The organism is Halalkalicoccus subterraneus (assembly GCF_003697815.1).
GTDB classification, from domain to species: Archaea; Halobacteriota; Halobacteria; order Halobacteriales; family Halalkalicoccaceae; genus Halalkalicoccus; species Halalkalicoccus subterraneus.
Genome location: NZ_RDQG01000003.1, coordinates 1 through 22,718, shown reverse-complemented (window position 1 = coordinate 22,718; position 22,718 = coordinate 1). Strand labels below are relative to the sequence as shown.

Below are 22,718 nucleotides of genomic sequence, written 5' to 3'. Positions count from 1 at the left end.
GGCCTCTGACGGCTGGATAGCAGCGTCGTGCGAACGGGATACGAGGGATCGCCGTGGCTTGGTTCGTATTCTCCAGCGGCATCTCGGAAGGCGAGGTCCGATCGGTGCAACGTGCCCGCGGCGCGATTACGGCTCGGGGAACTCCTGCTGGTACTCGGTTCCGTCGAGTCGGTCCTCGCGAAGCGGCCAGAACGCCAACAACGTCGCCGTTTCGCCCTCGACGGCGCGCGAGGTGTGTGGGACCTCGGGTGGGATCGTCAGCGCATCGTACGGTTCGAATTCGATCCGTTCGCCGTCGACGAGGAAGTCGAGGCGTCCCTCAACGAGCATATTCGACTGCTCGTAGGGATGCGTGTGGGGTTCGCCGTCCGGCTTTTCCGGTCCGATCCGGGAAAAGCCGATCATCTGGTCGATCCCCCGAAACACCACCTGCTCGAAGCCCGGTTCCGACCGGTACGGGGTGATCGTCTGGAGGTTATAGACGGAGGGGATCGAGGAGCGATCGTAATCGCGTGGCATGTAGGGTGCGACTCGGGTTACCGCGGGATAAATCTACGCCCGTCCTCGATGGGTATGGTCGCTCTCCTACCGGAAAACACGCTTAGGAGGGACAGTTCTGTGAGGATCCGGGGAGGAAACCGCGTCTCGCATGGCAGCTCGGTCGCTGTGTTCGCGGAAACGGTGGGACCCGGCTGCCAGGCGAGTGTGCAGTGATCTCGAACGAAAAGCGCGTAGAATCGGATGCCGCCTCCCGGATTTGAACCGGGGACAGCTCGATCTTCAGTCGAGTGCTCTCCCAGTCTGAGCTAAGGCGGCCTGTCCGAAGCGACGACGAGCGCCCCAAAAAGGATTTCGAAAGTCGCGTCCGACGGTGGTCCGGTTTCAGTCACTGACGTCCTCGAACGGCGGTTCCTCACCCTGTTTTATCCGACAATGTATATACTATGAGAATAATTATAGCCACTATAATAACATTCGATACTCAAAGAAAAACAATATGGAACCGAGTAGACAACTAGTGGCGGTACCGGTTTACAATCGCAGGATTGAATCCCTCTCCCCATGCAGTGGCGACTATGGTCGGTCAGCAGGAGGTGGCTGAGCGGATGGTCGGGCTTCGAGGAGCCGTCGGCCACGAGCTACCGACACCACGGACGACGACTCCGGAGCGCGGGGTATCTTCCCAGCGACAGGGCGACCCCATCTCGATGCAACTCAGCACTCACTCGTTGCTGTCGGGTGACCAACCCGTCGAGATCGGACCGACGACCGAGCTGTGGCTGCTCGGCGAGGTCTACGGGTTCGACGACGGCCCTCTCGGCGGGTCGAGAGGTCACACCCCTCGACCGAAGCACCAGGACAGCGCCCAGTACTGTGCGGAGCTGTACGCAGACCACGGCCGTGAGTTCGTCCACGGACTCAACGGCAACTACGCCGGCGTCATTCACGATCGGGACACGGGCTCGGTATCGGTGTTCACCGACCGGCTCGGGTCCATCCCGATCTACTACGCGACGCCGGGCGACGGCGTCGTCTTCGCGACGGAGATCGACGCGATCGCGGACCACCCCGCCGTCGAGACCGAGTTCGACCTCGGCTACCTCCACGAATACCTCGTCTACCGGCGCCCCTTCGGCGTCAAGACCCCCCTGACCGGTATCGAGGAGCTCCAACCGGGCACGATCACGACGATCGAGTCGGACGGCTCGATCGAGGAGGAGTGTTACTGGCGGCCGCGATACCGGCCGCACGAGGCACCGTTCGAGGCGTTCGTCGAGGAGTTCACCGAACGTTTCTCGGAGCTCATCGGGGAGTGGCGGCGTGACGACCTCGAGTACGGCGTGTTGCTCTCGGGCGGGAGCGACTCGCGGCTCAACCTCGCCGCGCTCGGACCCGGCGTCACGTGTTTTCACATGGCCGGCTGGATGAGCCGTGAGGCCCGCACCGCCGAGCGCGTCGCGATCGAGTCGGGCAACGAGTTCGTCTTCCTTCGGCGCGAGCAGGATTACCAGGAGGAGGCACTCGGAAGAAACCGGCGGTTCAACAACTTCAACGGCTGGTTCACGCAGGGCTATGCGACGGGCTTCGAGGAGGAGATCACCGACCGTGTCGATGTTCTGCTCTCGGGGATGTACGCCGACACCCTGTTCAAGGGCCACGTGATCCCGTCGCCGACCTACGATCTGGGCTCGCTCGGCAACCTCTCGATCCCGGTCGAGACGAAGATCGAGACGATCCCCGAGTTCATCGACTGGCTGTGTGAGATCGCCCCGAGCGACGACAACCTCCCCGTTCCGAACGATCTGCGCTCGACGCTCGAGGAGAACATCTACCGGGAGGACGGCGAGATCGTCCACCACGGTGTGCGCTACGCGACGATCGAGGACCTCGTGTACTGCAGCGGCTACTACCCGCTGACCAACGACGACGACATCATCTTTCGGAATAGCCTCCGGGATATGCTGCCGTACCGAACGCCGTTTCTCGACAATCGCCTGATCGACCTCTCGCTCCGGATGCCGATACGCTATCGCCTGCGGCGCAACGTCATCAACGAGGCGGTCGAGCGCCTCAGTCCACGCCTCGCCGGAATCGCGCACGCCGACGCCGGGATCGGTCTCGGCCACTCGTTCCCGGTCGATTTCGTCGGGCGGAAACTGAAGGCACTCTGGCGAAAACACATCGGGAACGAAACGCCCCCGCAGCCGTATCTCAGCAGCGGTTCGTGGGTGAACGACGCCGAGCTGATCCGGACCGACGACTTCTACTGGCGGGCGATCGAATCGCATGCGGACGTGATCGAGGGCCTCGATTTCATCGACTTCGAGGACGTACGCGCGTGCTATCGGGCCCACCTCGATGGACAGAACAACGTGGTCGAACTCTACACGCTATTAACGATCCTGACGATGCCAACGACACAGACACTCGCCGGCGTACGGGCCGACACCGATCAACTGACTCGATTCGAACCGGTCACTCACGGGGGCGAACAGTGAGCGACACCCGACTGGACACGCTGTTGATCGGGATCGACTCCGCCTGCGATCCGGTGCTCGAACCGCTGTTCGAAAAGGGCGCACTACCGAACCTCGAATCGATCATCGACGAAGGTGCAAGCGGCCCGCTCGAATCCCAGATCCCCCCATGGACCGCCAGCGCATGGCCCTCGATGTACACCGGCGTTAATCCGGGTAAACACGGCGTCTTCGGTTTTCTCGATTACGAGGGATACGACTGGGACGTCGTCAACGCGACCCACGTCCGCGAGGCCGCCCTCTGGGACCTGTTCACCCACCACGACATGACGAGCGTCGTCGTCAACGTCCCCGTCACCGCTCCGCCGCCGGAGATACGCGGCGCGATCGTGCCCGGCTACACCGCGCCGGAGGACCCGCAGTGTCATCCCGAAGGGACCTTGGAGGAGCTTCGGGAGGCGCTCGGCGAGTATCGCGTGTATCCCGATCCCGATCGCGAGCAGCCCGGCGAGTACGTCGATCTGATACGCATGCGCGGGGCCGCCTTCCGCCACCTCGCCGAGGAACACGACCCCGAGTTCGGCTTCGTCGAGTTCCAGGGAACCGACAGCGTCTTTCACGAACACCCCGGTCGCGAGGACTACGTCGAGGCGATCTACCGGGCGGTCGACCAGGAGATCGGCGACCTGCTCGAGAGCTGCGATCCCGACACCGTCGTCGTCGCGAGCGACCACGGGATGGGTCCCTACGAGAAGTACGAACTCCGCGTCAACGAGTTCCTCGACGAGGAGGGCTACGTTCAAACGGCGACCGGCGGCTCGGGGATGCCCGCGTGGCTCCCGATGCTGAACAGCCAGCTCAGGGAGGGAAAGGAGGCCGAAACACCCTCACCGGGGATCGCGGGCCGGGCGGTCGGCGCGGCCGCACAGGTCGGCATCACGCCCGCACGCGCCGGCAAGGCGCTTCGGGCCGTCGGGCTCGAAGGGCTCGTCAAACGGATCGTCCCCGCCGATGCCCGACGGGCGGGCAACGAACAGGTGGACTTCGCGGAATCGACCGCCTACATGCGCTCGCGGATCGAACTCGGCCTCCGGATGAACGTCGAGGACCGCGAGCCCGAGGGGATCGTCCCCGAGAGCGAGTACGAGTCGGTCCGCGAGGAGCTCATCGACGTGCTGTCGGGGGTCGAGACGCCCGACGGTGACCCGATGTTCGAGACCGTCGGTCCCCGCGAGGAGTACTTCTGGGGGCCGTATGCCGATAAGGGGGTCGACGTCGTGATGGTCCCGGACGAGTTCGAGCAGTTCCTCTCGGCGGACTTCAAGGGCGAGGTCTTCGGGCCGCCGACCGAACCGTACAACCACAAGCTCCACGGGATGATCGCAATCAGCGGCGAGGGCGTCGACACCGACGCCGACCTCTCGGGGGCACACCTGTTCGACGTCGCGCCGACGATCTGTTCGCTACTCGGCGTCGAGCGCAGCGATCGGATGGACGGGGACGTTCTTTCCGCTACCGAACCAACCGAAGAATATGAGTACCCGCGGCTCGACGGTGGGACACAGGAGACGGACGACGAGGAGATCGAAGACCGGTTATCCGCACTCGGCTATCTCGAAGGGAACGAATGAGCATCATAGTACGACGCGCCGACGACGAGGAACTCGAACAGTGGGACAGCTACGTGAACCGGGCGGAGGCCGCCGGCCCCTTCCACCAGGCTGAGGGGATCAGCCTGCTCGCCGATCACACGGACTCGACGCTTCACCCCCTAGTCGCGTACAAGGGCCAGCAGGCGATCGGGATCCTCCCCGTGTTCGAACAGGAAAAAGGACCCTTTACGATGGTTCTCTCGCCGCCCTCGCACACGGAGGTCTACTACCTCGGGGCGGCGCTGCTCGACGCCCATCAGCTCAAACAGCGCAAGAAAGAGCGGCGTAACCGCCGCTTCGCCTACGCCTGTCACGAGTGGATCGAGGAGAACCTCGACCCGGACCTGACGCATATCCGGACGGTCGACCGGTATCAGGACCTCCGGCCGTACAAGGAGAAGGGCTACGCGGTCGAGCCGTACTACACCTACGTGACGGACCTGACGCCCGATGAGGACGACCTCCTGATGGCGCTGTCGAGCGACGCGCGCTCGAACGTCCGCAACACCGACGAAAGCGAGTACGACATCGAGGTCGGCGGGCTCTCGGAGGCGAAAGAGATCATCGAGCGGGTGCGCGAGCGCCACGACGAACAGGAGATGGCGTACTTCATCGACGACGCCTACATCACCCGCCTGTACACGAAGTTCCCCGAGGGCCAGGTCAAACCGTACACCTGCTGGAACTCGGAGGGGGAGATGGCCGGCGGGATCGTCGCCATCGAGCACAAGGACACGGTCTATCGCTGGCAGGGCGGGACGAAGGGCGACGCGGAGATCCCCGTCAACGATCTGCTCGACTGGCACGTCATGACCGACGCCAAATCGCGGGGCATCGAGCGCTACGACCTGGTCGGCGCGAACCAGCGCCGGATCTGCCGGTACAAATCGAAGTTCGCGCCCGACCTGGCGACGTACCACGGCGCGCTCAAGCGTTCGCCACAGGCCGAAGCGATCAACACCGCCAAGTCGCTGTTACCGTTCAGATAACCTCGGATGGCTCGTTCAACCCCGAAACTCGGCCCGACGACCGTGTTCAGCCGTCGTCGGGCCGGGAACGTCCGGGCGTACTTCGAGGACCGCGGTGCCGCGCGCTACTCGTTTTACGGCTACGGAAAGGTCGCGTGCCGCGACGGGATCGACGTGCTGCTCGAAGAGCGCCCCGACGCGGACAACGTCGTCCTGCCAGCGTATCTGCCCTACGGCATCGTCGAGCCGTTTCGCGAGGCGGGACTCGAACCCCGCTACTACACCTGCGATCGCGAGCTCCGACCGGACATCGACGGGATCGAGGACGTTCTCGATTCGGGGACGCTCGCGGTCATGTTCGTCCATTACTTCGGTCAACCGCAGCGACGTGCGGACATCGACGCGATCCGCGAGCGCTGTCGCGAGTACGGTGCGTACACGATCGATGACAACGCCCACGCCCCGCTGAGCACGCTCGACGACCGGTTGCTCGGGACGTTCGGCGACATCGGAATCACGAGCCTCAGGAAGATGCTGCCGATCCCCAACGGGGCGGCGCTGTTCGTCACGAACGAGACGCTCGACGAGCGGGCGTTGAGTCGGGCGTCGGTCCGTGGGTACACGAAGGCCGATTGGCGCTACTGTGCGCGGTCGTTCGGCCGGGTGCTGAGCGATCAGCCCGTCTTCAAGCAGGCGCTCTCGACGGTCCGCAACGGGAGCGGGGCGTCCGAATCGGACCGACACGTCCACAAGAGCGATCTCGAGGAGGACCCGCGCGAGATCTACGAGATGACGAAGGTCCCGATGTCGCGCCTCGCATTACGCGTGATCGACCGAACCGAGCCCATGGGAGTGATCGCCGCCCGCCGGGCGAACTATCGGGCCTGGGATCGGGCGGTCCGCGACCTGTCGAACGTCGAGCCGATCTTCGATTCCCTGTCGGAGGGTGCCTGTCCGCAGTACTTCCCCGTTATCGTCGAGGAGCCCGACGAACTGGGCCCGCTCGCGGAGACGGCGAAACCGTGGCCGCCGCTCCCATACGAGATCCGCGACGCCGACGGGTTCGGGACCGAGAACTACCTCGCCTCGCACCTCCATACGCTGCCGGTCCATCAGGGACTCGATCTCACGGGCCTCGAACCCCTCTCCGCGGACGACCCGCCCGTCGTTTTCGACGACTGAAGCGCGTTTCGGCGCACCGGTTCGGACGACAACGGGACACAGAACGCCGGTTCGCACCGAGCGTTCGGCCCACGGGTCGTGTCGATCGGCTACCTGCTACGTACCACGTTCGACCGACGACACGGACTACACGACGGTGATGCAGGCGTCGGCCATCACCGGGGAATCAGCAACCGTATACGGGCCGTCCTCCTCCCCTCCAGTGGATTCGACGTCGAACTCCCGTGTTCCGTTCGTGTCGCGATAGAGCATCGCCCACAGGCGCTGGGTCGCCGAGAGCGGCTCATCGAGGGCGATCTCTACCCGGCCGTGACGACCCGCTTCGAGAGCCGCCGAGACGCCACGGAGGCTTCCGACCGGATCCGCCGCCGCGAGCACCGTCCCGTCGTGTATCGCTACGAACCCTCCCTCCGGAAGCGTGGCTCCGTCGACCACGACGGCCGTCCCGTCCGACGGCTGATCGCTGAACGTCACGTCCATCAGGTCGGTCGGCATGGACCCCGCGCCAACGGTCACCATCAGTCGGTAGATCTCCTTCGCAAGGAAGTCCCTCGCGGTGGTGTCGTCGTCGGGGGCGACGAGGAGCGAGTACGTCCCCGAAACGGGGGCGATCACCGGTTCGAAGACGTCGGTCACGACCGAACCGGTCGGTCCGTAGAGCGCGCGTTCGGTGCCCAACAGCCCGTCGGTGGTGTCGACGAACTCGTACTCGACGGTGATCTCGTCGCCTTCCTCGGCGTCGAACGCATACCAATCGCGGTCGTAGCCGGCGAGCACACCGTCGATCGTCTCGCCCGGTTCGATCCGGGTCGCGGTCTCCCGGCGTTCGTTCGGGTCGGACCCGTCGAGGGCGACCGTCTCGACGTCGAGGGTGTACTCGGTAAAGCCGCGTAGCTCACCGTGACGGGTGTCGGGTCCGACCTCGCTCACCCGGACGTAGTGCGTTCCGGTCTCCTCGGCGACACCGCCACCGACGACCGAGATCCCACTCGCCGACGGGACGCCGTCCACCGTTGCGAGGAACCGATAATCGGTTCGATACGCGCCGCGATCGGGGTTGTCGGTCGGAAGCACGCCGATATCGGCCCCTTCGGGATCGAACAGCGCCATCTCGATGTCACGGTTGAGCGCCGGATCGCGGGCAGTGAGTTCGAGTTCGATCCCCATCCCGGCCACGGCATCGAAGGCGAACCAGTCCACCTCGTCGCCGACGACCACGCCATCGACGGACTCACCGGTCGCGATTTCGGCTGCGCTCTCACGGGTATCGTTCGGTTCGTTCGCATCCTCGCCGGCGACATCGAGCATCACCGAATAGGGGACTTCCCCTTCTAGAGACGCGATCCGTACGGCGTACGTGTCCGTCTCAGGCACCGTTGCACCGATGGCCGTTCGGAGTGGCTCGTCGCTGGTCACCGTCGTCGAGTCCAGTACGGTGCCGTCGGGGCCGTGTACGCTGACCTCGATCCGTCGTTCGGTCCACTCCCCGAACTCCGAGTCAAAGACGACACTGAGCGTGTCGTTTGCCGCGAGTTCGATCGTATACAGGTCCTCCCCGTCGGTGAGCGTTCCTTCGACCGTCGTCCCGGGATCGACCGGTTCCGAACCCTCGGGAACGTGTTCCGATGCTTGTACGCCGCCGACCGTGTTGTACGCCCCGATGAGCGTGCCAGCACTCAGTCCGACTCCGACCAATCCCCCGAGTACACTACGTCGCTTCACAGTTTCTCCCCCTAGTAGAGGAGCGCAGAGGCGATCACGGTTTCCATCCACGTGCTATGAACGGTGATCAACGCCGAACGAGGGAGCGGGTTCGGGCGGATTCGAACCTCGGGCACGGCTTCGACGCTCCCTGTTTCCAATCGCCCTCACAGAATTCCGGCCCGACTCGCGGATTGCTCGTCGTGCCTCCATGGGTTCGGGCGGATTCGAACCACCGGTCTCGGCCTTGTAAAGGCCGCGTCATAACCAACTAGACCACGAACCCGTAACCGAACCAAATCGACGTGATGGAATAACGGTTTCCCTCTCGACCGGAAACCATTACTCGCACCGTTCCCTCCCCCGAATATGGTCCGCCGTCGTCTGTCGTTGGCGCTCGCGCTGGTTCTGGGCGCCGCCCTCGTTCTGGCGCTCGCTTACCAACTGGGTGCGTTCGCGATCATCACCGGCAGCGAGGACCGAGCGACCGTGACGATCAGCGACGAGGACGGCGGGACGCTCGCGACCGTCGAGGCCGAGGTCGCGGACACGCCGCCCCAACGGTACACCGGACTCTCGGAGCACGAATCGCTCGGCGACGACGCGGGGATGGTGTTCGTCTTCGAAAGCGAGAGTTCCCACAGCTTCGTCATGCGCGACATGGCGTTCCCGATCGACATCATCTTCGTCGGCGAGGACGGCGAGATCACGGCGATCCACGAGGCGCAGACCGAATCGGACGGGTCGGATCTGACGCACTATCGCGGCGAGGGCAAGTGGGTACTCGAGGTGAACTACGGCTACGCCGATGAGAACGGGATCACCGAGGGCGACCGGGTCGATATCGAATATCCATAGCCGAGTTTCGGTTCGTAACAACCCTTTTTGCCGTCGATCCCCGAGGTACCGTAATGGCTGTCGGTGACGCGGACGACCCCTTCGAGGAACAGCGAGCGAAGGTCGACGACTCGATGCGGCGGCTGTTTCGCCGGTACGGTTCGGACAACTCCTTCGAGTACGCCGTCGCAATCGTCGCGAGCGTTCTCGCGCGGTTGCTCGATCTGATCCCTCCGCTGATGCTCGGTGTCGCAATCGACGCGATCTTCAACGACTCGCGGGTGTTCAGCCTCGGGCCCGTCCCGGCGTCGTGGCTCCCATCCACGCAGGAGGGGCAGTTCGCGCTGACGGTCGCGATCATCGCCGGGTCGTTCGCCGTCGGTGCGGTCTTTCACTGGCTGCGAAACTGGGGCTGGAACGCCTCGGCCCAGAACATCACCCACGAGGTCCGCGTCGACACCTACGAGCGCATGCAGCGGTTGGGCATGGAGTTCTTCTCCGATAAGCAGACCGGCGAGCTCATGAGTATCCTCTCGAACGACGTCAACCAGCTCGAGCGCTTTCTCAACGACGGGCTCAACTCCGCCTCGCGGCTGATCGTGATGGTCATCGGGGTGTCGGTGGTGCTCTTTACGTACAACTGGCAGCTCGCGCTGGTCGCGCTCGTTCCCGTGCCGTTGATCGCCGGTTTCACCTACGGGTTCATCTCGATCATCCGCCCGAAATACAAGACGATGCGCTCGACGGTCGGGGACCTCAACTCCCGACTGGAGAACAATCTGGGAGGCATTCAGGTCATCAAGTCGAGCAACACCGAGCGCTACGAGGACGACCGCGTCGACGACGCCTCGATGGAGTACTTCGACGCCAACTGGGACGCCATCTGGACGCGGATCAAGTTCTTCCCGTCGCTACAGGCGATCTCCGGGCTCGGGTTCGCGCTGACGTTCGTCGTCGGCGGCTACTGGGTGTTCGCCGGCGCACCGGGCCCGCTGACCGGCGAGCTCACGCTGGGGACGTTCGTCGTCTTCATCCAGCTCAGCCAGCAGCTCACGTGGCCGATGGCCCAGTTCGGGCAGGTCATCAACATGTACCAGCGTGCGGATGCCTCGAGTGCCCGCGTGTTCGGGCTGATGGACGAACCCGGCGTGCTCGCCGACGACGACGACCTTCCCGACCTCGCAGTCGAGGCGGGCCGCGTGGAGTACGATGACGTGACATTCGGCTACGACGACTCCGAAACCATCATCGAGGACGTCGACTTCACCGTCGAGCCCGGCGAGACCGCGGCGCTGGTCGGCCCGACGGGTGCGGGGAAGTCCACCGTGTTGAAGCTCCTTCTCAGGATGTACGATGTTGACGGGAGCAAAGCTCACGTCCGCCAATCAGAATCGCGCAGCGATTCTGATGACGTCGACGAGGGCGCCATCCGGATCGACGGCCAGGACATCCGCGACGTCTCCCTGCGAAGCCTCCGCCAATCGATCGGCTACGTCAGCCAGGACACGTTCCTCTTTTACGGCACGGTACGCGAAAACATCGCCTACGGAACGTTCAACGCCGATGACGAGGCGATCGTCGAGGCCGCACGCGCCGCCGAGGCCCACGAGTTCATCGTCGACCTCCCCGACGGCTACGACACCATGGTCGGCGAACGGGGCGTCAAACTTTCGGGAGGCCAGCGCCAGCGCGTCTCGATCGCGCGGGCGATCCTCAAGGACCCCGAGATCCTCGTCCTCGACGAGGCGACCAGCGACGTCGACACCGAGACGGAAATGCTGATCCAGCGGAGCCTCGACGAGTTGACCGAGGATCGAACGACCTTCGCGATCGCCCACCGACTCTCGACGATTCGGGACGCAGAACAGATCGTCGTCCTCGATGACGGCCGGATCGTCGAACGCGGCGGTCACGACGAACTGCTGGAGAACGGCGGGCTGTACGCCCACCTCTGGGGCGTTCAAGCGGGAGAGATCGACGAGCTCCCCGAGGAGTTCATCGAACGGGCGGCGAAACGCCAGGCCCGAACCGAAGCGGGCGACGACTGATTAGAAGGACTCCTGTTCGTCGCGCTCCTCCTCCATGTTCTCGGACTCGGCCGAACCGCCGCGATCCGAATAGCCCTCCCGACCGACCGCGTCGTCGCCGACCATGTTCATGACCATCGTCTCGAGGTCCTCCTCGGTCTCGTAGGTCTGCTCGTCGTCCTGTATGGGGTCGAGGACCTCCGAGAGGGTCGTCGGCTCGCCCGAGAGCTCGAGTTCGTCGTCGCCGTGCTGCTCGAGCAACTCGTCGTTGTCGATCGGGTAATCGATCTCCTCCATCGTCTCCTCGAATTCGCCGAACTCGACACCCTGCTCTCTGGAATCGTCGTCGCTCATAGCACTCGAACGTCGCTGCCCGCACACAAAACGGTTCCTCCTGCAGACACCGCCGGAACTAACTCGCCGCCCCCCGATCCGACCGCATGCACCTCTCGGAGGTCACCTGGACCGACGCCGCCGACGCGGAGACGGATCTGGCCCTCCTTCCGGTCGGCAGCACCGAACAGCACGGCCCGCACGCCCCGCTCGGAACCGACGTCGAAACTGCGAAGGCGGTTGCCGAGGCCGCGAGCGAGGCCTACGATGGCGAGGCGGTCGTCGCGCCGGCGATCCCGGTTTCGATCGCGGAAGAACACCGTCACTTTTCGGGAACGCTGTGGGTCTCGCCGGACACCTTCCGCTCCTACGTCCGCGAGACGGTCGCCAGCCTCGCGTTCCACGGCTGGGATCGGGTGATCCTCGTCAACGGCCACGGGGGCAACGTCCCCGCGCTGGGCGAGGTCTGTGCAACGATATCGCGACACGACGCCGCCAACGCCCTCGCCTACACGTGGTTCGAGGGTGTCGGCGACCACCGGAGCGACATGGGCCACGGCGGCCCGCTCGAAACCGCCCTACTCCGGTGGATCGACCCCGACCTCGTCCGGGAGGACCGGATCGAGGAGGCGCGAGAGGGCGCCGCCGAGCGCTGGGGCGAGTGGGTCTCGCGGGTGAACCTCGCGGTCGACTCGGCGGAGTTCACCGAAAACGGCGTCGTCGGCGATCCGGGGGAGGAATCGGGAGAGCGCGGCGAGGAGCTACTGGCGCTGGCGAGCGCAGCGCTGGTCGAACTCATGGAGGTGGTCGAGGGGCGCGATTTCACGCCGCTCGAACGGCGCTGATCACTCCTCGAGGTCGTCCTCGTCGTCCGCTTCGTCGCTCGTTTCTGGTTCTCCTTCACCGGTACCCGCCTCTTCCAGTTCGCCGCGAAGCTCGGGGACGGTGCTCGTGAGGTCGGTCACCTGCTCGCGGGCGCCCTCGACCGTCCCGATGAGGTCCGCCAGCTCCTCGAGTTCCTCTTCGAGCGCGTCGGGGTCCTCGAAGGCGTCGGCGCGCTCGCCGACCATGAACCACTTGCGGGCGTCCCGGAGGTTTTCGGCGGCGTCGCCGGCGTCGAGCGAGGACTTCAGCGAGTTGAGCACCCCGAGGGTGTTCTCGGCGTCGACGTCCCAGATCGCGTCGGCGCTCGGCAGTTCGGCTCGGGCGGCCTCCATGTTCGCCTCGACGTCGGCACGGATCTCGCTTGCGGCCTCGCCGAGCAGTTCGTCGTCGTCCAGGGTCGACTGGCTCATGGCGAACGGTTCGACCCCCGTTGGTTTAAGAGTGACCCGACCGCACGGTGAAAGTGAACGTTCAACCCTCGACGCTCGCGACGTACATTCGGGGGTAGCCGTCTTCGAGTTCCATTTTCGTGAGGACCCCGTGCCCCTCGTACTCGACGCGGATCTCGGCGTCCATCAGTGGGCCCTGCAGTTCGGTGTAACCGATCGCGGGGTCGATCGCCTCGTCGAGTCGGTCCTCGTGGATCGTCACCGACGCCTCGACACAGTGGGGTTGGTTCTCGATCGCCTCTTCGATGGCTCGTTCGAGGCCGGGGGCGCTCTCGTGATCGACCGGCGTCCCGGTGAACTGGTGGTACAGCGTGCCGAACTTGATGCCGGCTTCGAAACAGGCGATCTCGCTGTCGGTGGGCATACACGAACGACGAGCAGGCTGCGAAAGGCGTTTTCGGTGTCTGTGTCCGCGTGTCACGAAGACCCTATACGCTCTCGGTCCGTTCTCCCGCGTATGGATTATAGCGCGAGCCTCGACAGGGCGATGGACGAGGTCCCGGACATCGAAGGCAGCAGCGAACGGCTCTCGATCCCCGACGCCACCGCCCAGAAGGACGGAGCATTTACTCGACTCACGAACCTCGGGGAGGTCGCAGACCAGCTGAACCGGGAAGCAGAACACCTCCACCGGTTCATCCAGCGCGAACTCGGTACCAGCGGGAAGTTCGAGAACGGTCGCGGGCGGTACAACGGCAACTTCAGCGGCGGGGATTTCGACGCCGCGATCTCCAGCTACGTCGAGGAGTACGTCCGCTGTTCGGAGTGTGGACTCCCCGACACCCGCCTCGTGCGCGAGGACCGCACCCCGATGCTGCGGTGTGACGCCTGTGGGGCCTTCCGGCCGGTCACGAAACGCACCCAGAACACCCAGACCCAGCAGCGCGATGCCGTCGAGGAGGGCCAGACCTACGAGGTCAAGATCACCGGCACGGGTCGGAAAGGCGACGGCGTCGCGGAACGGGGCAACTACACCATCTTCGTTCCGGGCGCAGAGGAGGGCGACGTCGTGACGATCTACATCAAGAACATCAGCGGTAACCTCGCGTTCGCACGCATCTCACAGTAACGGTTTCTCGCCGCTTCGAACGACACAGCACCTCGAATCGCACGTTTCTTAGGTATCGGTAGCGACTTCTCACCTGAATGGACGCCCCCGTCTTGTTGACCGGCTCGGAGGGTCGGGTCGGCAGTGCGATCCTCGATCACCTCAGCGAGGAGTACGACTGGCGCCTGCTCGACCGCGATCCCCCGTCCGAAGAGCGCCCCGGGGAGTTCTTCGTCGGCGACATCACGGAGTACGACGAGGTCCGCGAGGCGATGGATGGGACGAAAGCGGTGATCCACCTGGCGGGCGATCCCCGACCCGAGGCCCCCTGGGACAGCGTCCTGCGCAACAACATCGACGGCACGCACACGGTGATGGAGGCCGCAGTCGACGCCGGCGTCGACCGGTTCGTTTTCGCCTCCTCGAACCACACGGTCGGCGCGTACGAAACCGAGACTCGGACTCCCGAGATCTACCGCCCAAAGGACGATTTCCGCCTCGACGGCACCGAACTCCCCCGTCCGGGCAACCGCTACGGCGTCTCCAAGGCGTCCGGCGAGCTTCTCGGCCGGTTCTTCCACGACGAACACGACCTCAGCGTCGCCTGCGTGCGTATCGGCAACCTCACCAAGGACCACCCGCCGCGGGACTACGAGCGCGGGCAGGCGATGTGGCTCAGCCATCGCGACTGTGCACACCTCTTCGCGCGCTGTCTCGAAGCCGACTACGACTTCGAGATCGTCTACGGCATCTCGGACAACGACCGCAAGTACTACTCGATCGACCGCGCTCGCGAGGTGCTCGACTACGACCCCCGGGACAACTCCGCCGACTACACCGACTGAACGCCGGTTATCTCGGGTTCGACCGCCGGATTCTCGACGCGGGGCTCGATCACTTTCGATCCCGATTCGTCACTCGGTTCGGTCCCGGTCCTCGTCGGGCAGGTGCTTCGAGCCACTTCCCGATCGCGTCGTCGCCGTCGGGCTCTTGGCTGCCCCTCGGTCGCCGCCGTCATCGAACGACGGCCGTCAGCTGCTGGGGTCGAACAGCCCCTCGACGTCCCGCTCACGCGAGCGCCGACGGGAGACGTGCTCCGCGAGGCGGCCGTAGACGAGTTCCCTGTGGGCCGGTTCGCGGACGAAATCCGTACAGAGTCCGAGAAACAGGTTCGAGTCGCCCGTCTCGATCGCCTCGTGTGCGTACGAACACGCGCGCTCGACCGTCTCCGCATCGTAGTCGTCGGCTGCCGCGAGGACCGGGGCGGCGAGCAGACAGTCCCTCGCGTCGAGATCGGAAAGCGAGAGCGTCCGGCCCCGGCGGACGAGTCGCGGTGGGGCGGTTCGTTCGATCCACTCCGGATCGCCCGCGAGCGCTGACAGCCCCTCCCGAACGGGGATCAGATCGACGCCCCGATACGTCCCGGACAACCCGTCGAGATACCCGTACGCGCTCCCTGCGAGTCCGGTCGCACCCGCCCAGTTTCGTCCGCGCGCGTGGTGAATCGCGGCGGTGTACTGGATCAACCCCTGGAGGAACCGCTTTTCCGTCCCCGACGACAGTTCGAGCCAGGGCGGTTCCCAGGCGTCATGAGCGGCGTGATACCATCCGTCGTTGTACAGCGCGATCCCGATTCGAAGCGGTCGGTCCATACCGACGGTTCGAGACGCGGGGAGTAGCGTCTGTCGCCCTTCCTCTATATAACGTGGTTGCGAGAGCAAGCACCGATTATCTATTTCGCCTCGTGGTCATCATAGATGACATGAACACGGTCCGTAACGGTCGACTGACGCTCGTGGCGACTCGCCCGACGAACGGGCGAGGGGGTGGGAGCGATGCTTGAACTCGCCATCCTGTTTTTCGTTCTCGCGATCGTCGCTGGCGCTCTCGGTGCCGGCGGCATCGCGGGACTCTCGATGACCATCGCCAAGTGGCTGGTTATCGCCTTTCTGGTCCTGGCGGTCGTCTCGTTCCTCCTCTGAGACCGTCCCGGTGGTTTCGGGAAGGGTTACGAGAAGTGGTGGGCTGGTTCGCCGGGGATACGGTCGGCACCGCGGCAGATCCCACAGACCCACGTCTGCCCCTCCTGTTCGAAGGTGCCGACGGTCTTCGCTCCGCACCACCCACAGTACTGTTCCTGCATAGACATTGTGTGGGGGTCCCATAGCATAGCTCTTTTCGTTATCTAGAAAACATAACTGTCGAAATATGTACGAACGGCGGATTCGAGCACGGACGATCCTTTTAACGAACTCGATCGGTTCGTGAAACCGAATCAGTCCCTGCTCGGAACCCGGTGGGACCGACGGTCGAACGACGCGGTCGCTCTCGTCACGAGGGACAACGAAACCGAATCGGGTTTACCGGGATCCTGTCGGAAACCATCGACTTCGAGTGGAACAGGACTCAAGAGAGATCGGCCAACCGTAGTGCAGTTGCCCCTTTCGTTCTCCGTGTGCCGTGAAAACGTCCTGACGGAGATTTGAACTCCGGTCACAGGCTCCGCAAGCCCGTAGGATGGTCCACTACCCTACCAGGACTCACCTCCACGTATGCCGGTTCCGGTTAAAGGGGTTACGATCCGCCCTTACCTCCCGGTAAGGGGCCGACTCACTCAGACATTATATTAATTTTATATATTCTTTCTGTCTTTATAATAACGTGATCCGTCGTGCGCGGTCCTGATCCGAGGCGGTGGTCCTCTCCCGAGGATGGTCGTGGTGTGACACGTCGGTCGGTTCTGGCTGCCGTCTCGGTGGCTGCCACGGCGATCACCCCGGGGCTGGGCGGGTCGCGGTCGGGGACCGTCGAGCCGGCGACGGCCGAGCGGTCGTTCGATCCGACCCGCCACGGTTTCGGGTTTTACAACTGGCGTACGCAAAAGGGACCCTACCCGGAAACGGACGGCGAGTTCGAGGAAGGGTGGCGCGACTCCTTCGTTCGGGTGTTCGATCGCCCGCTCGACGAGCTTCCCGCCGGACTCCTCGACCGGCTCGAACACCACGCCCGTGAGGGGTTGCTCGAAGCGGCCCGCACCAACGGCTACTGTTACGGACTGATCTTCGCCGCCCAGCGGTACTTCGAGGCCCCGGAGACGATCCCCGGCGGGTTCGAGACCGCCGCCGAGATCACCCACCCGCGAGCCCCGCTGACGACCCCCGAAACGCCCGTTCTCGATGAGATCAAGGAGTATCATACCTCGCAGTACGTCGACCTCGATGCGTGGCTCGGTCGGTACGACCTGCTCGATCCCACCCTGATCGATTACGAGGCTCAGCTGGCCGATCTGCTAGCAGCGGTCGATGCCTTCGGAACGGCCGGTATCACGGTCTTTCGGACGGGAACGCTTCGCTCCCACCAGCTCCTCGTCTACGACTACGACCGCCGCCCCGGTCGAACCGTCCTCTCGGCGTACAACCCGAACTACACCGCCGAGATGTACGAGCGGTTCACCTACACCTTCGAGATCGACACTTCCGGTGACGACCCGGTTCCCCAACCGATCGAGTACGGGATCCCGTACGACCAGTTCGTCTACAACGATCGCGACCGGGAGATCCGGGCCCGTCGCGAGCGCTCGGGTCGGTTCGGGCGCGATGGATCGCTGTACGACCGGCTGTTCGGTACGACGCTGTTCGTTTCGCCCGGGACCGAACTCGACGCGCTCGTCGTCGATCCGGAGGGACGACCGCTCTCCAGAACGACCGGTGACGACCCGCTTCACTACCGGTACGGCGCACCCGAGGGGACCTACACGATCGCGCTGACCGGTCGTGCGGCAACCCGGTATACGGTCGACGTCTACGCGAACAGCCGCCACGACGCGGCGCTCGACGAGACGATCGAGGGATCGATCGCCGGCGGCGAAACCGATCGGTACCGGGTCCGAATCGACTCCGGCGAGGCGATCCTCGAACCGGGGACGACGAGCGCGGCCGCCCTCGGAGTGGTCGGCGGCTACGCGTACCACCGACGCGATTCGTCGTAACGCTGACCCGACCGAAGATGCGGCCAGTCGAGGCATCGGGCGCGGCCGCGAAGACGCACGCTGTTCGGACGGGATACCGTTTGATCCGCCTCTATCGACCGATCGGATCGAAGCCTCGTCCTGAAAACGAATCGTCGACCGACGATCGATAGTCGACGGTACGGACGCAAGCAGAGTTCTTATGCGTGACAACCCCCGATTCGTCACCGAGTACGCATATCGTCCGGCCGTTTGGTCCCGCGATAACTAAGCCGTTCTCTTTCACTCATCAATGGCAACAACGCACGACAGCCGGAGTCGGTTAGAGGGGGTATCGTCACTGATCAAGGAGTACGGGCTCGCGTTCGTCATGGTCGCGAGCTACTTCGGCTCCGGCTCGGTTTTCATCGCCAGTCAGGCCGGTGTCGCCCACGGCTATACGCTTTTGTGGGCGGTCGTCGGCGCGGCGCTGCTCGGCTTCATGGCCCAGGACATGAGCGCCCGGCTGGGGATCCACGGCACATCGCTCATGGTGTTCGTCAGGCGAAAGCTCGGGCGAGGCGGCGCGACGACCGTCGCGCTGTTCCTCTCGATCGGCTGTGTGGCCTGGACGCTCGGATTGGTCGCGGCGGTCGGCGCCGCCGTCCAGTACCTCTCGGGCGGGGCGATCGCCTGGCAGCCCGTCGCGGTCGCGACGACGTTCGTCGCGATCGGCGTCGGCCTGCTCGATTACGACATGGTCGAGAACGTCATGATCGGGATGATGCTGGCGCTCATGCTCGTCTTCGTGATCGTCATGCTGCCAAGCGGCGCGGATCCGGTCGCGGTGGCGAGCGGGTTCGTCCCGAGCATCGAGAACCCCGCGGCACTGACGGTCGCGGCCGGCCTGCTCGGAACGACCGCGCTCTGGCCGAACTTCTTCCTCGAATCGATCCTCGTCAAGAACAAGGGCTGGACCGACGAGTCGGATCTCCCGACGATGCGAAAGGACCTGGCCGTCGGATACAGCGTCGGCGGCATCACGACGGTCGCAATACTGATCGCCTCGGCGGCGATCCTGCCGGCGCTCGGCTACACCGCGCTCGATACGTTCATGACGCCCGGCGAGGCGCTCGTCGAGGTCTTCGGTACGTGGGCGATGGTCCTGTTCATCGTCGGGGCCGCGGCGGCGGCGTTCAACAGCATCATTCCGATCATGTGGACGCCCGCCTACATCATCCCGCAGGCGCTTGGCTACGAACCGACCAAGGAGAGCCGCCCGTTCAAGCTCATCTTCGCGGCCGGAACGGGGCTGGGCGTGTTCTCGCCGCTCATCTCCTCGGCGCTCGACCTCGGGGTCGTCGACATGGTCGTGCTGTTCCCGACCTACAACGGTATCTTCGGGCTACCACTGGCGGCGGCACTGCTGTTCTGGTCGGTCAACGACCGCGAGACGATGGGCGAGTACACCAACTCGCTGAAGCTCAACGCCATCAACGCGACGCTCGTGTTGCTCGCGATCGTCCTCGCGGTCTTCTCCGCACGGGACTTCGTCGGGATGCTCTTCGGCGGCGGTCTGTAGACCCCCTTTCGCAGTCGCTTTTCGCGTATCACCAGACGTATTATGCCTGGCCGTTTTCGCCCGATAGTGTCGCCCGAACTCGCCGTGCTGCTCGCGGTGATCGCGCTGTTTGCCGGTATCGGCATCACCGCGATCGGCCCCGGCGGCGTCTTCGTCACGATCGCGCTGTTCGCGCTCGCACCGCTTTCGTCCCCCGAGGTCGCCGGTACCGCGAGCGCGACGTTCGTCGCGACGGGCCTCCTCGGGAGCCTCGTCTACTTCCAGTCCGGCGAATTCGCACAGGGACACGCCCGCGAAATAGCGATCGTCCTGAGCGCCACGAGCGTCCTCGGCGCGCTCGCCGGCTCGCGGCTCAACTTCCTGTTGCCCGAGGCGGTCTTCGGCTACCTCCTCTCGGCGTTCGTCGCCACCGTCGGCGTGGTGATCGTCTACCGCGAGCGCGTCGGACTGAAGCCCTCGAACCGGATCGATGCGGTCCCGGCCCAACAGCGGCGGATCATGATCGGGACGATCGGTCTCGGGGTCGGGGTTCTGGGCGGCCTGCTCGGCGTCGGCGGGCCCGTCGTCGCCGTGCCGGTCCTCGTGATGCTTGGCGTCCCGATGCTCGTCGCGGTCGCCGTCGCGCAGGTCCAGTCGATCTTCATCTCGGCCTTTGCCGCCGCGAGCTACGCGACCGCCGGCGCGGTCTCAGTTCCCGTCGCGTTGCTCGTGGGGGTCCCCCAGCTCATCGGCGTCGTCGCCGGCTGGAAGGTCGCCCATCTGGTCGATCCGGGCCGGCTTCGGGTCGTCCTCGGGATCGTCCTGATCGTGGTGGCACCGACCCTCCTGCTCTGAAACGTCCTCGGCGTGCTCAAAAATGAAGCAGGACACGGCGCGTGACCACGTGCCACTCCCGAGGACGCCAGCCCGTCCCCGCTCCACGGAGCCGCCGGAAGCGACGGCTCCGCTCGTATCGGTCGCCGTCCGATCACCTCCTTCGATCGGGGGACGACCCGCGAGCGAACGGCTGGCACGATTCTTGGTGTTCATCGCCTGCTGTCGAGGATTCGCGTCGAATCACCTCCAGCAAAACACTACCCTTTTCACGCCGCTTCCGATATAAGACGGTAATGGGCCGACGAAAGAAGATCGTTCAGGAGTGTGAACGGTTGATGGACAAGCCGGAGAACATCCGGAACATCGCCATCGCCGCACACGTCGATCACGGCAAGACGACGCTGACGGACAACCTACTGGCCGGCGCGGGCATGATCGCCGACGAGGGCGAGGCCACCCGGCTGATGATGGACACCGAGGAGGACGAACAGGAGCGCGGGATCACCATCGACGCGGCCAACGTCTCGATGACCCACGAGTACGAGGACACCAACCACCTCATCAACCTCATCGACACGCCGGGCCACGTCGACTTCGGCGGTGACGTCACCCGAGCGATGCGCGCGGTCGACGGCGCGATGGTCGTCGTCGACGCCGTCGAGGGCGCGATGCCCCAGACCGAGACGGTCGTCCGGCAGGCGCTTCGTGAGGGCGTCAAGCCGACGCTCTTCATCAACAAGGTCGACCGCCTCATCTCGGAGCTCCAGGAGGGCCCCGAGGAGATGCAACAGCGCCTCCTCTCGGTCATCGACGACGTCAACGAGCTCATCCGCGGGATGACCGAGGACATGGACGACATCGACGAGGACTGGACGGTTTCGGTCGAGGACGGCACCGTCGCCTTCGGCTCGGCGCTCTATCGTTGGGGCGTCTCGATGCCCTCGATGCAGGCGACCGGCATCGACTTCGGCGACATCATCGACCTCGAACGGAACGGCGAGCGCCAGGAACTGCACGACCGGACGCCGCTGTCGGACGTCGTGCTGGACATGGTCTGTGAGCACTTCCCGAACCCGCTCGACGCCCAGCCCCGTCGTATCCCGCGCATCTGGCGCGGCGACGACGAGTCGGACCTCGCGGAGGGGATGCGGCTGGTCGATGACGACGGCGAGGTCGTCCTGATGGTCACCGACATCGGTGTCGACCCCCACGCCGGCGAGATCGCCGCGGGTCGTGTCTTCTCGGGCACCATCGAGAAGGGCCAGGAGCTGTACGTCTCCGGTACCGCGAACAAGAACCGCGTCCAGTCGGTCGGCATCTACATGGGCGGCGAGCGCGAGGAGGTCGAACACGTTCCCGCGGGGAACATCGCTGCCGTCACCGGGCTTCGGGACGCGATCGCCGGATCGACGGTCTCAAGCGTCGAGATGACCCCCTTCGAGTCGATCGAGCACATCTCCGAGCCGGTCATCACGAAAAGCGTCGAGGCCAAAAGCATGGACGACCTGCCCAAGCTCATCGAGACGCTCCGGCAGGTCTCGAAGGAGGACCCCACGATCCAGATCACGATCAACGAAGACACGGGAGAACACCTCATCTCGGGCCAGGGCGAACTCCACCTCGAAGTGATCACCCAGCGCATCGAGCGCAACCAAGGTATCCCCGTGAATACCGGCGAACCGATCGTCGTCTACCGCGAGGCCATTCGCGGGGCGACCGACACCGTCGAGGGGATCTCGCCGAACCGCCACAACCGGTTCTACCTCACCGCCGAACCCCTCTCCGAGGATCTCGTCGATGCGATCAAGCTCGGCGAGGTCTCGATGGACATGCCCGAACAGGAGCGCCGCGAGGCCCTCCAGGAGGCCGGCATGGACAAAGACCCCTCCCAGAACGTCGAGCACATCTTCGGCACGAACGTCCTCATCGACGACACCAAAGGGATTCAGCACCTCAACGAGACGATGGAACTCGTCATCGAGGGGCTCGAAGAAGCCCTCGACGAGGGTCCACTGGCCGCCGAACCCGTCCAGGGGACGCTGCTCCGGCTGAACGACGCGCGCCTGCACGAGGACACCATCCATCGGGGTCCCGCACAGGTCATCCCCGCGGTGCGCCGTGCGGTCCACCGTGCACTCATCACCGGACACGTCTCGCTGCTCGAACCCATCCAGAACGTCCGTATCGACGTTCCCTCGGAGCACATGGGATCGGCAAGCGGCGAGATCCAGGGTCGCCGCGGCCGCGTCGACGACATGTACCAGGAGGGTGACCTGATGGTCATCGAGGGGATCGCCCCCGTCGACGAGATGAT

At 64.7% G+C, this 22,718-nt stretch carries 22 protein-coding genes and 3 tRNA genes; 14 read left to right on the top strand and 11 right to left on the bottom strand.

The annotated features are described in order from the left end of the window. Positions 1-126: 126 nt before the first annotated feature. Together EAO80_RS00510 and EAO80_RS00505 are read right to left on the bottom strand one after the other, a co-directional pair. Entirely contained in the window at positions 127-519 is a 393-nt protein-coding gene (locus EAO80_RS00510; RefSeq protein WP_122087992.1) for a cupin domain-containing protein, read from the bottom strand. 223 nt (positions 520-742) lie between these two features. After that, positions 743-816, bottom strand: a tRNA-Phe gene (locus EAO80_RS00505). Between the two features lie 260 nt (positions 817-1,076). Here EAO80_RS00505 and EAO80_RS00500 point away from each other — a divergent pair. The 4 genes from EAO80_RS00500 to EAO80_RS00485 are packed head-to-tail and all read left to right on the top strand — an operon-like array spanning position 1,077 to position 6,780. Continuing rightward, positions 1,077-2,999, top strand: coding sequence for an asparagine synthase-related protein (locus EAO80_RS00500; protein WP_245998373.1), 1,923 nt, complete (start codon positions 1,077-1,079; stop codon positions 2,997-2,999). After that, on the top strand, positions 2,996-4,609 hold the full coding sequence (locus EAO80_RS00495) for an alkaline phosphatase family protein (protein ID WP_122087991.1): 1,614 nt from the start codon (positions 2,996-2,998) through the stop codon (positions 4,607-4,609). Before EAO80_RS00500 ends, EAO80_RS00495 begins: the two co-directional genes overlap by 4 nt. Then, entirely contained in the window at positions 4,606-5,619 is a 1,014-nt protein-coding gene (locus EAO80_RS00490) for a lipid II:glycine glycyltransferase FemX (RefSeq protein ID WP_122087990.1), read from the top strand. Before EAO80_RS00495 ends, EAO80_RS00490 begins: the two co-directional genes overlap by 4 nt. A 6-nt stretch (positions 5,620-5,625) precedes the next feature. Next, a complete protein-coding gene (locus tag EAO80_RS00485) occupies positions 5,626-6,780 on the top strand; it encodes a DegT/DnrJ/EryC1/StrS family aminotransferase (RefSeq protein WP_122087989.1) in 1,155 nt (384 codons plus the stop codon). Between the two features lie 126 nt (positions 6,781-6,906). Here the strand turns inward: EAO80_RS00485 and EAO80_RS00480 are convergent, their stop codons facing one another. Both EAO80_RS00480 and EAO80_RS00475 read right to left on the bottom strand, forming a co-directional pair. Then, on the bottom strand, positions 6,907-8,502 hold the full coding sequence (locus tag EAO80_RS00480; protein ID WP_162993815.1) for a DUF7282 domain-containing protein: 1,596 nt from the start codon (positions 8,500-8,502) through the stop codon (positions 6,907-6,909). A 191-nt stretch (positions 8,503-8,693) separates the two neighbouring features. Then, a tRNA-Val gene (locus EAO80_RS00475) sits at positions 8,694-8,767 on the bottom strand. Between the two features lie 83 nt (positions 8,768-8,850). Between EAO80_RS00475 and EAO80_RS00470 the strand changes: the two genes are divergently transcribed. Together EAO80_RS00470 and EAO80_RS00465 are read left to right on the top strand one after the other, a co-directional pair. Further along, positions 8,851-9,339, top strand: coding sequence for a DUF192 domain-containing protein (locus tag EAO80_RS00470; RefSeq protein WP_122087987.1), 489 nt, complete (start codon positions 8,851-8,853; stop codon positions 9,337-9,339). Positions 9,340-9,392: 53 nt separating this feature from the next. Continuing rightward, positions 9,393-11,366 (top strand): ABC transporter ATP-binding protein, encoded by a 1,974-nt coding sequence (locus EAO80_RS00465; RefSeq protein WP_122087986.1) that lies wholly within the window; start codon positions 9,393-9,395, stop codon positions 11,364-11,366. Here EAO80_RS00465 and EAO80_RS00460 read toward each other — a convergent pair whose 3' ends face one another. After that, positions 11,367-11,699 carry a DUF5789 family protein gene (locus EAO80_RS00460; protein WP_122087985.1) on the bottom strand — a complete coding sequence of 111 codons (333 nt, stop codon included), beginning with the start codon at positions 11,697-11,699 and terminating at the stop codon, positions 11,367-11,369. An 86-nt stretch (positions 11,700-11,785) separates the two neighbouring features. On the opposite strand from EAO80_RS00460, the gene EAO80_RS00455 reads away from it, so the two are divergent. After that, the gene (locus tag EAO80_RS00455; protein WP_122087984.1) at positions 11,786-12,523 is read left to right on the top strand and encodes a creatininase family protein; all 738 of its coding nucleotides are present in this window, start codon (positions 11,786-11,788) and stop codon (positions 12,521-12,523) included. On the opposite strand, the gene EAO80_RS00450 is transcribed toward EAO80_RS00455, so the two are convergent. Both EAO80_RS00450 and EAO80_RS00445 read right to left on the bottom strand, forming a co-directional pair. Then, the gene (locus EAO80_RS00450; protein WP_122087983.1) at positions 12,524-12,973 is read right to left on the bottom strand and encodes a DUF5790 family protein; all 450 of its coding nucleotides are present in this window, start codon (positions 12,971-12,973) and stop codon (positions 12,524-12,526) included. It abuts the gene before it with no gap. A 61-nt stretch (positions 12,974-13,034) separates the two neighbouring features. Next, positions 13,035-13,376 (bottom strand): dihydroneopterin aldolase family protein, encoded by a 342-nt coding sequence (locus EAO80_RS00445; protein WP_122087982.1) that lies wholly within the window; start codon positions 13,374-13,376, stop codon positions 13,035-13,037. A 93-nt stretch (positions 13,377-13,469) separates the two neighbouring features. On the opposite strand from EAO80_RS00445, the gene EAO80_RS00440 reads away from it, so the two are divergent. Both EAO80_RS00440 and azf read left to right on the top strand, forming a co-directional pair. Next, positions 13,470-14,081, top strand: coding sequence for a translation initiation factor IF-2 subunit beta (locus EAO80_RS00440; protein ID WP_122087981.1), 612 nt, complete (start codon positions 13,470-13,472; stop codon positions 14,079-14,081). 77 nt (positions 14,082-14,158) lie between these two features. Next, positions 14,159-14,905 (top strand): NAD-dependent glucose-6-phosphate dehydrogenase Azf, encoded by a 747-nt coding sequence (gene azf / locus EAO80_RS00435; protein ID WP_122087980.1) that lies wholly within the window; start codon positions 14,159-14,161, stop codon positions 14,903-14,905. On the opposite strand, the gene EAO80_RS20540 is transcribed toward azf, so the two are convergent. Continuing rightward, complete coding sequence (locus EAO80_RS20540; RefSeq protein WP_281272967.1) at positions 14,893-15,021, bottom strand: hypothetical protein; 129 nt, start codon at positions 15,019-15,021, stop codon at positions 14,893-14,895. The two genes, azf and EAO80_RS20540, sit on opposite strands and share 13 nt — an antisense overlap. Before the next feature lie 70 nt (positions 15,022-15,091). Beyond that, positions 15,092-15,712, bottom strand: coding sequence for a DUF309 domain-containing protein (locus tag EAO80_RS00425; protein WP_122087978.1), 621 nt, complete (start codon positions 15,710-15,712; stop codon positions 15,092-15,094). A gap of 183 nt (positions 15,713-15,895) precedes the next feature. Here EAO80_RS00425 and EAO80_RS00420 point away from each other — a divergent pair, with 183 nt between their 5' ends. After that, a complete protein-coding gene (locus tag EAO80_RS00420; RefSeq protein WP_008416397.1) occupies positions 15,896-16,042 on the top strand; it encodes a DUF1328 family protein in 147 nt (48 codons plus the stop codon). Positions 16,043-16,068: 26 nt separating this feature from the next. Here the strand turns inward: EAO80_RS00420 and EAO80_RS20535 are convergent, their stop codons facing one another. Both EAO80_RS20535 and EAO80_RS00415 read right to left on the bottom strand, forming a co-directional pair. Continuing rightward, positions 16,069-16,203 (bottom strand): hypothetical protein, encoded by a 135-nt coding sequence (locus EAO80_RS20535; protein ID WP_281272966.1) that lies wholly within the window; start codon positions 16,201-16,203, stop codon positions 16,069-16,071. A gap of 324 nt (positions 16,204-16,527) precedes the next feature. Next, positions 16,528-16,600: transfer RNA gene (locus tag EAO80_RS00415), tRNA-Arg, on the bottom strand. Between the two features lie 182 nt (positions 16,601-16,782). On the opposite strand from EAO80_RS00415, the gene EAO80_RS00410 reads away from it, so the two are divergent. The 4 genes from EAO80_RS00410 to EAO80_RS00395 all read left to right on the top strand — a co-directional run. Further along, positions 16,783-18,048, top strand: a complete 1,266-nt coding sequence (locus tag EAO80_RS00410; RefSeq protein WP_245998371.1) for a hypothetical protein — start codon at positions 16,783-16,785, stop codon at positions 18,046-18,048. 271 nt (positions 18,049-18,319) lie between these two features. After that, entirely contained in the window at positions 18,320-19,588 is a 1,269-nt protein-coding gene (locus EAO80_RS00405) for an Nramp family divalent metal transporter (RefSeq protein WP_122087976.1), read from the top strand. 66 nt (positions 19,589-19,654) lie between these two features. Beyond that, positions 19,655-20,422 carry a sulfite exporter TauE/SafE family protein gene (locus EAO80_RS00400; RefSeq protein ID WP_122087975.1) on the top strand — a complete coding sequence of 256 codons (768 nt, stop codon included), beginning with the start codon at positions 19,655-19,657 and terminating at the stop codon, positions 20,420-20,422. 275 nt (positions 20,423-20,697) lie between these two features. Then, positions 20,698-22,718, top strand: a 2,021-nt coding sequence (locus EAO80_RS00395; protein WP_122087974.1) for an elongation factor EF-2, incomplete at its 3' end; no start/stop codon positions are given.

Excerpts from the sequence above, each read along its gene's own strand:
- EAO80_RS00510 (WP_122087992.1), bottom strand. The coding sequence starts at position 519 with ATGCCACGCGATTACGATCGCTCCTCGATCCCCTCCGTCTATAACCTC.
- EAO80_RS00500 (WP_245998373.1), top strand. The coding sequence starts at position 1,077 with ATGGTCGGTCAGCAGGAGGTGGCTGAGCGGATGGTCGGGCTTCGAGGA.
- EAO80_RS00490 (WP_122087990.1), top strand. The coding sequence starts at position 4,606 with ATGAGCATCATAGTACGACGCGCCGACGACGAGGAACTCGAACAGTGG.
- EAO80_RS00485 (WP_122087989.1), top strand. The coding sequence starts at position 5,626 with ATGGCTCGTTCAACCCCGAAACTCGGCCCGACGACCGTGTTCAGCCGT.
- EAO80_RS00470 (WP_122087987.1), top strand. The coding sequence starts at position 8,851 with ATGGTCCGCCGTCGTCTGTCGTTGGCGCTCGCGCTGGTTCTGGGCGCC.
- EAO80_RS00465 (WP_122087986.1), top strand. The coding sequence starts at position 9,393 with ATGGCTGTCGGTGACGCGGACGACCCCTTCGAGGAACAGCGAGCGAAG.
- EAO80_RS00460 (WP_122087985.1), bottom strand. The coding sequence starts at position 11,699 with ATGAGCGACGACGATTCCAGAGAGCAGGGTGTCGAGTTCGGCGAATTC.
- EAO80_RS00455 (WP_122087984.1), top strand. The coding sequence starts at position 11,786 with ATGCACCTCTCGGAGGTCACCTGGACCGACGCCGCCGACGCGGAGACG.
- EAO80_RS00450 (WP_122087983.1), bottom strand. The coding sequence starts at position 12,973 with ATGAGCCAGTCGACCCTGGACGACGACGAACTGCTCGGCGAGGCCGCA.
- EAO80_RS00445 (WP_122087982.1), bottom strand. The coding sequence starts at position 13,376 with ATGCCCACCGACAGCGAGATCGCCTGTTTCGAAGCCGGCATCAAGTTC.
- EAO80_RS00440 (WP_122087981.1), top strand. The coding sequence starts at position 13,470 with ATGGATTATAGCGCGAGCCTCGACAGGGCGATGGACGAGGTCCCGGAC.
- azf (WP_122087980.1), top strand. The coding sequence starts at position 14,159 with ATGGACGCCCCCGTCTTGTTGACCGGCTCGGAGGGTCGGGTCGGCAGT.
- EAO80_RS00425 (WP_122087978.1), bottom strand. The coding sequence starts at position 15,712 with ATGGACCGACCGCTTCGAATCGGGATCGCGCTGTACAACGACGGATGG.
- EAO80_RS00420 (WP_008416397.1), top strand. The coding sequence starts at position 15,896 with ATGCTTGAACTCGCCATCCTGTTTTTCGTTCTCGCGATCGTCGCTGGC.
- EAO80_RS20535 (WP_281272966.1), bottom strand. The coding sequence starts at position 16,203 with ATGCAGGAACAGTACTGTGGGTGGTGCGGAGCGAAGACCGTCGGCACC.
- EAO80_RS00405 (WP_122087976.1), top strand. The coding sequence starts at position 18,320 with ATGGCAACAACGCACGACAGCCGGAGTCGGTTAGAGGGGGTATCGTCA.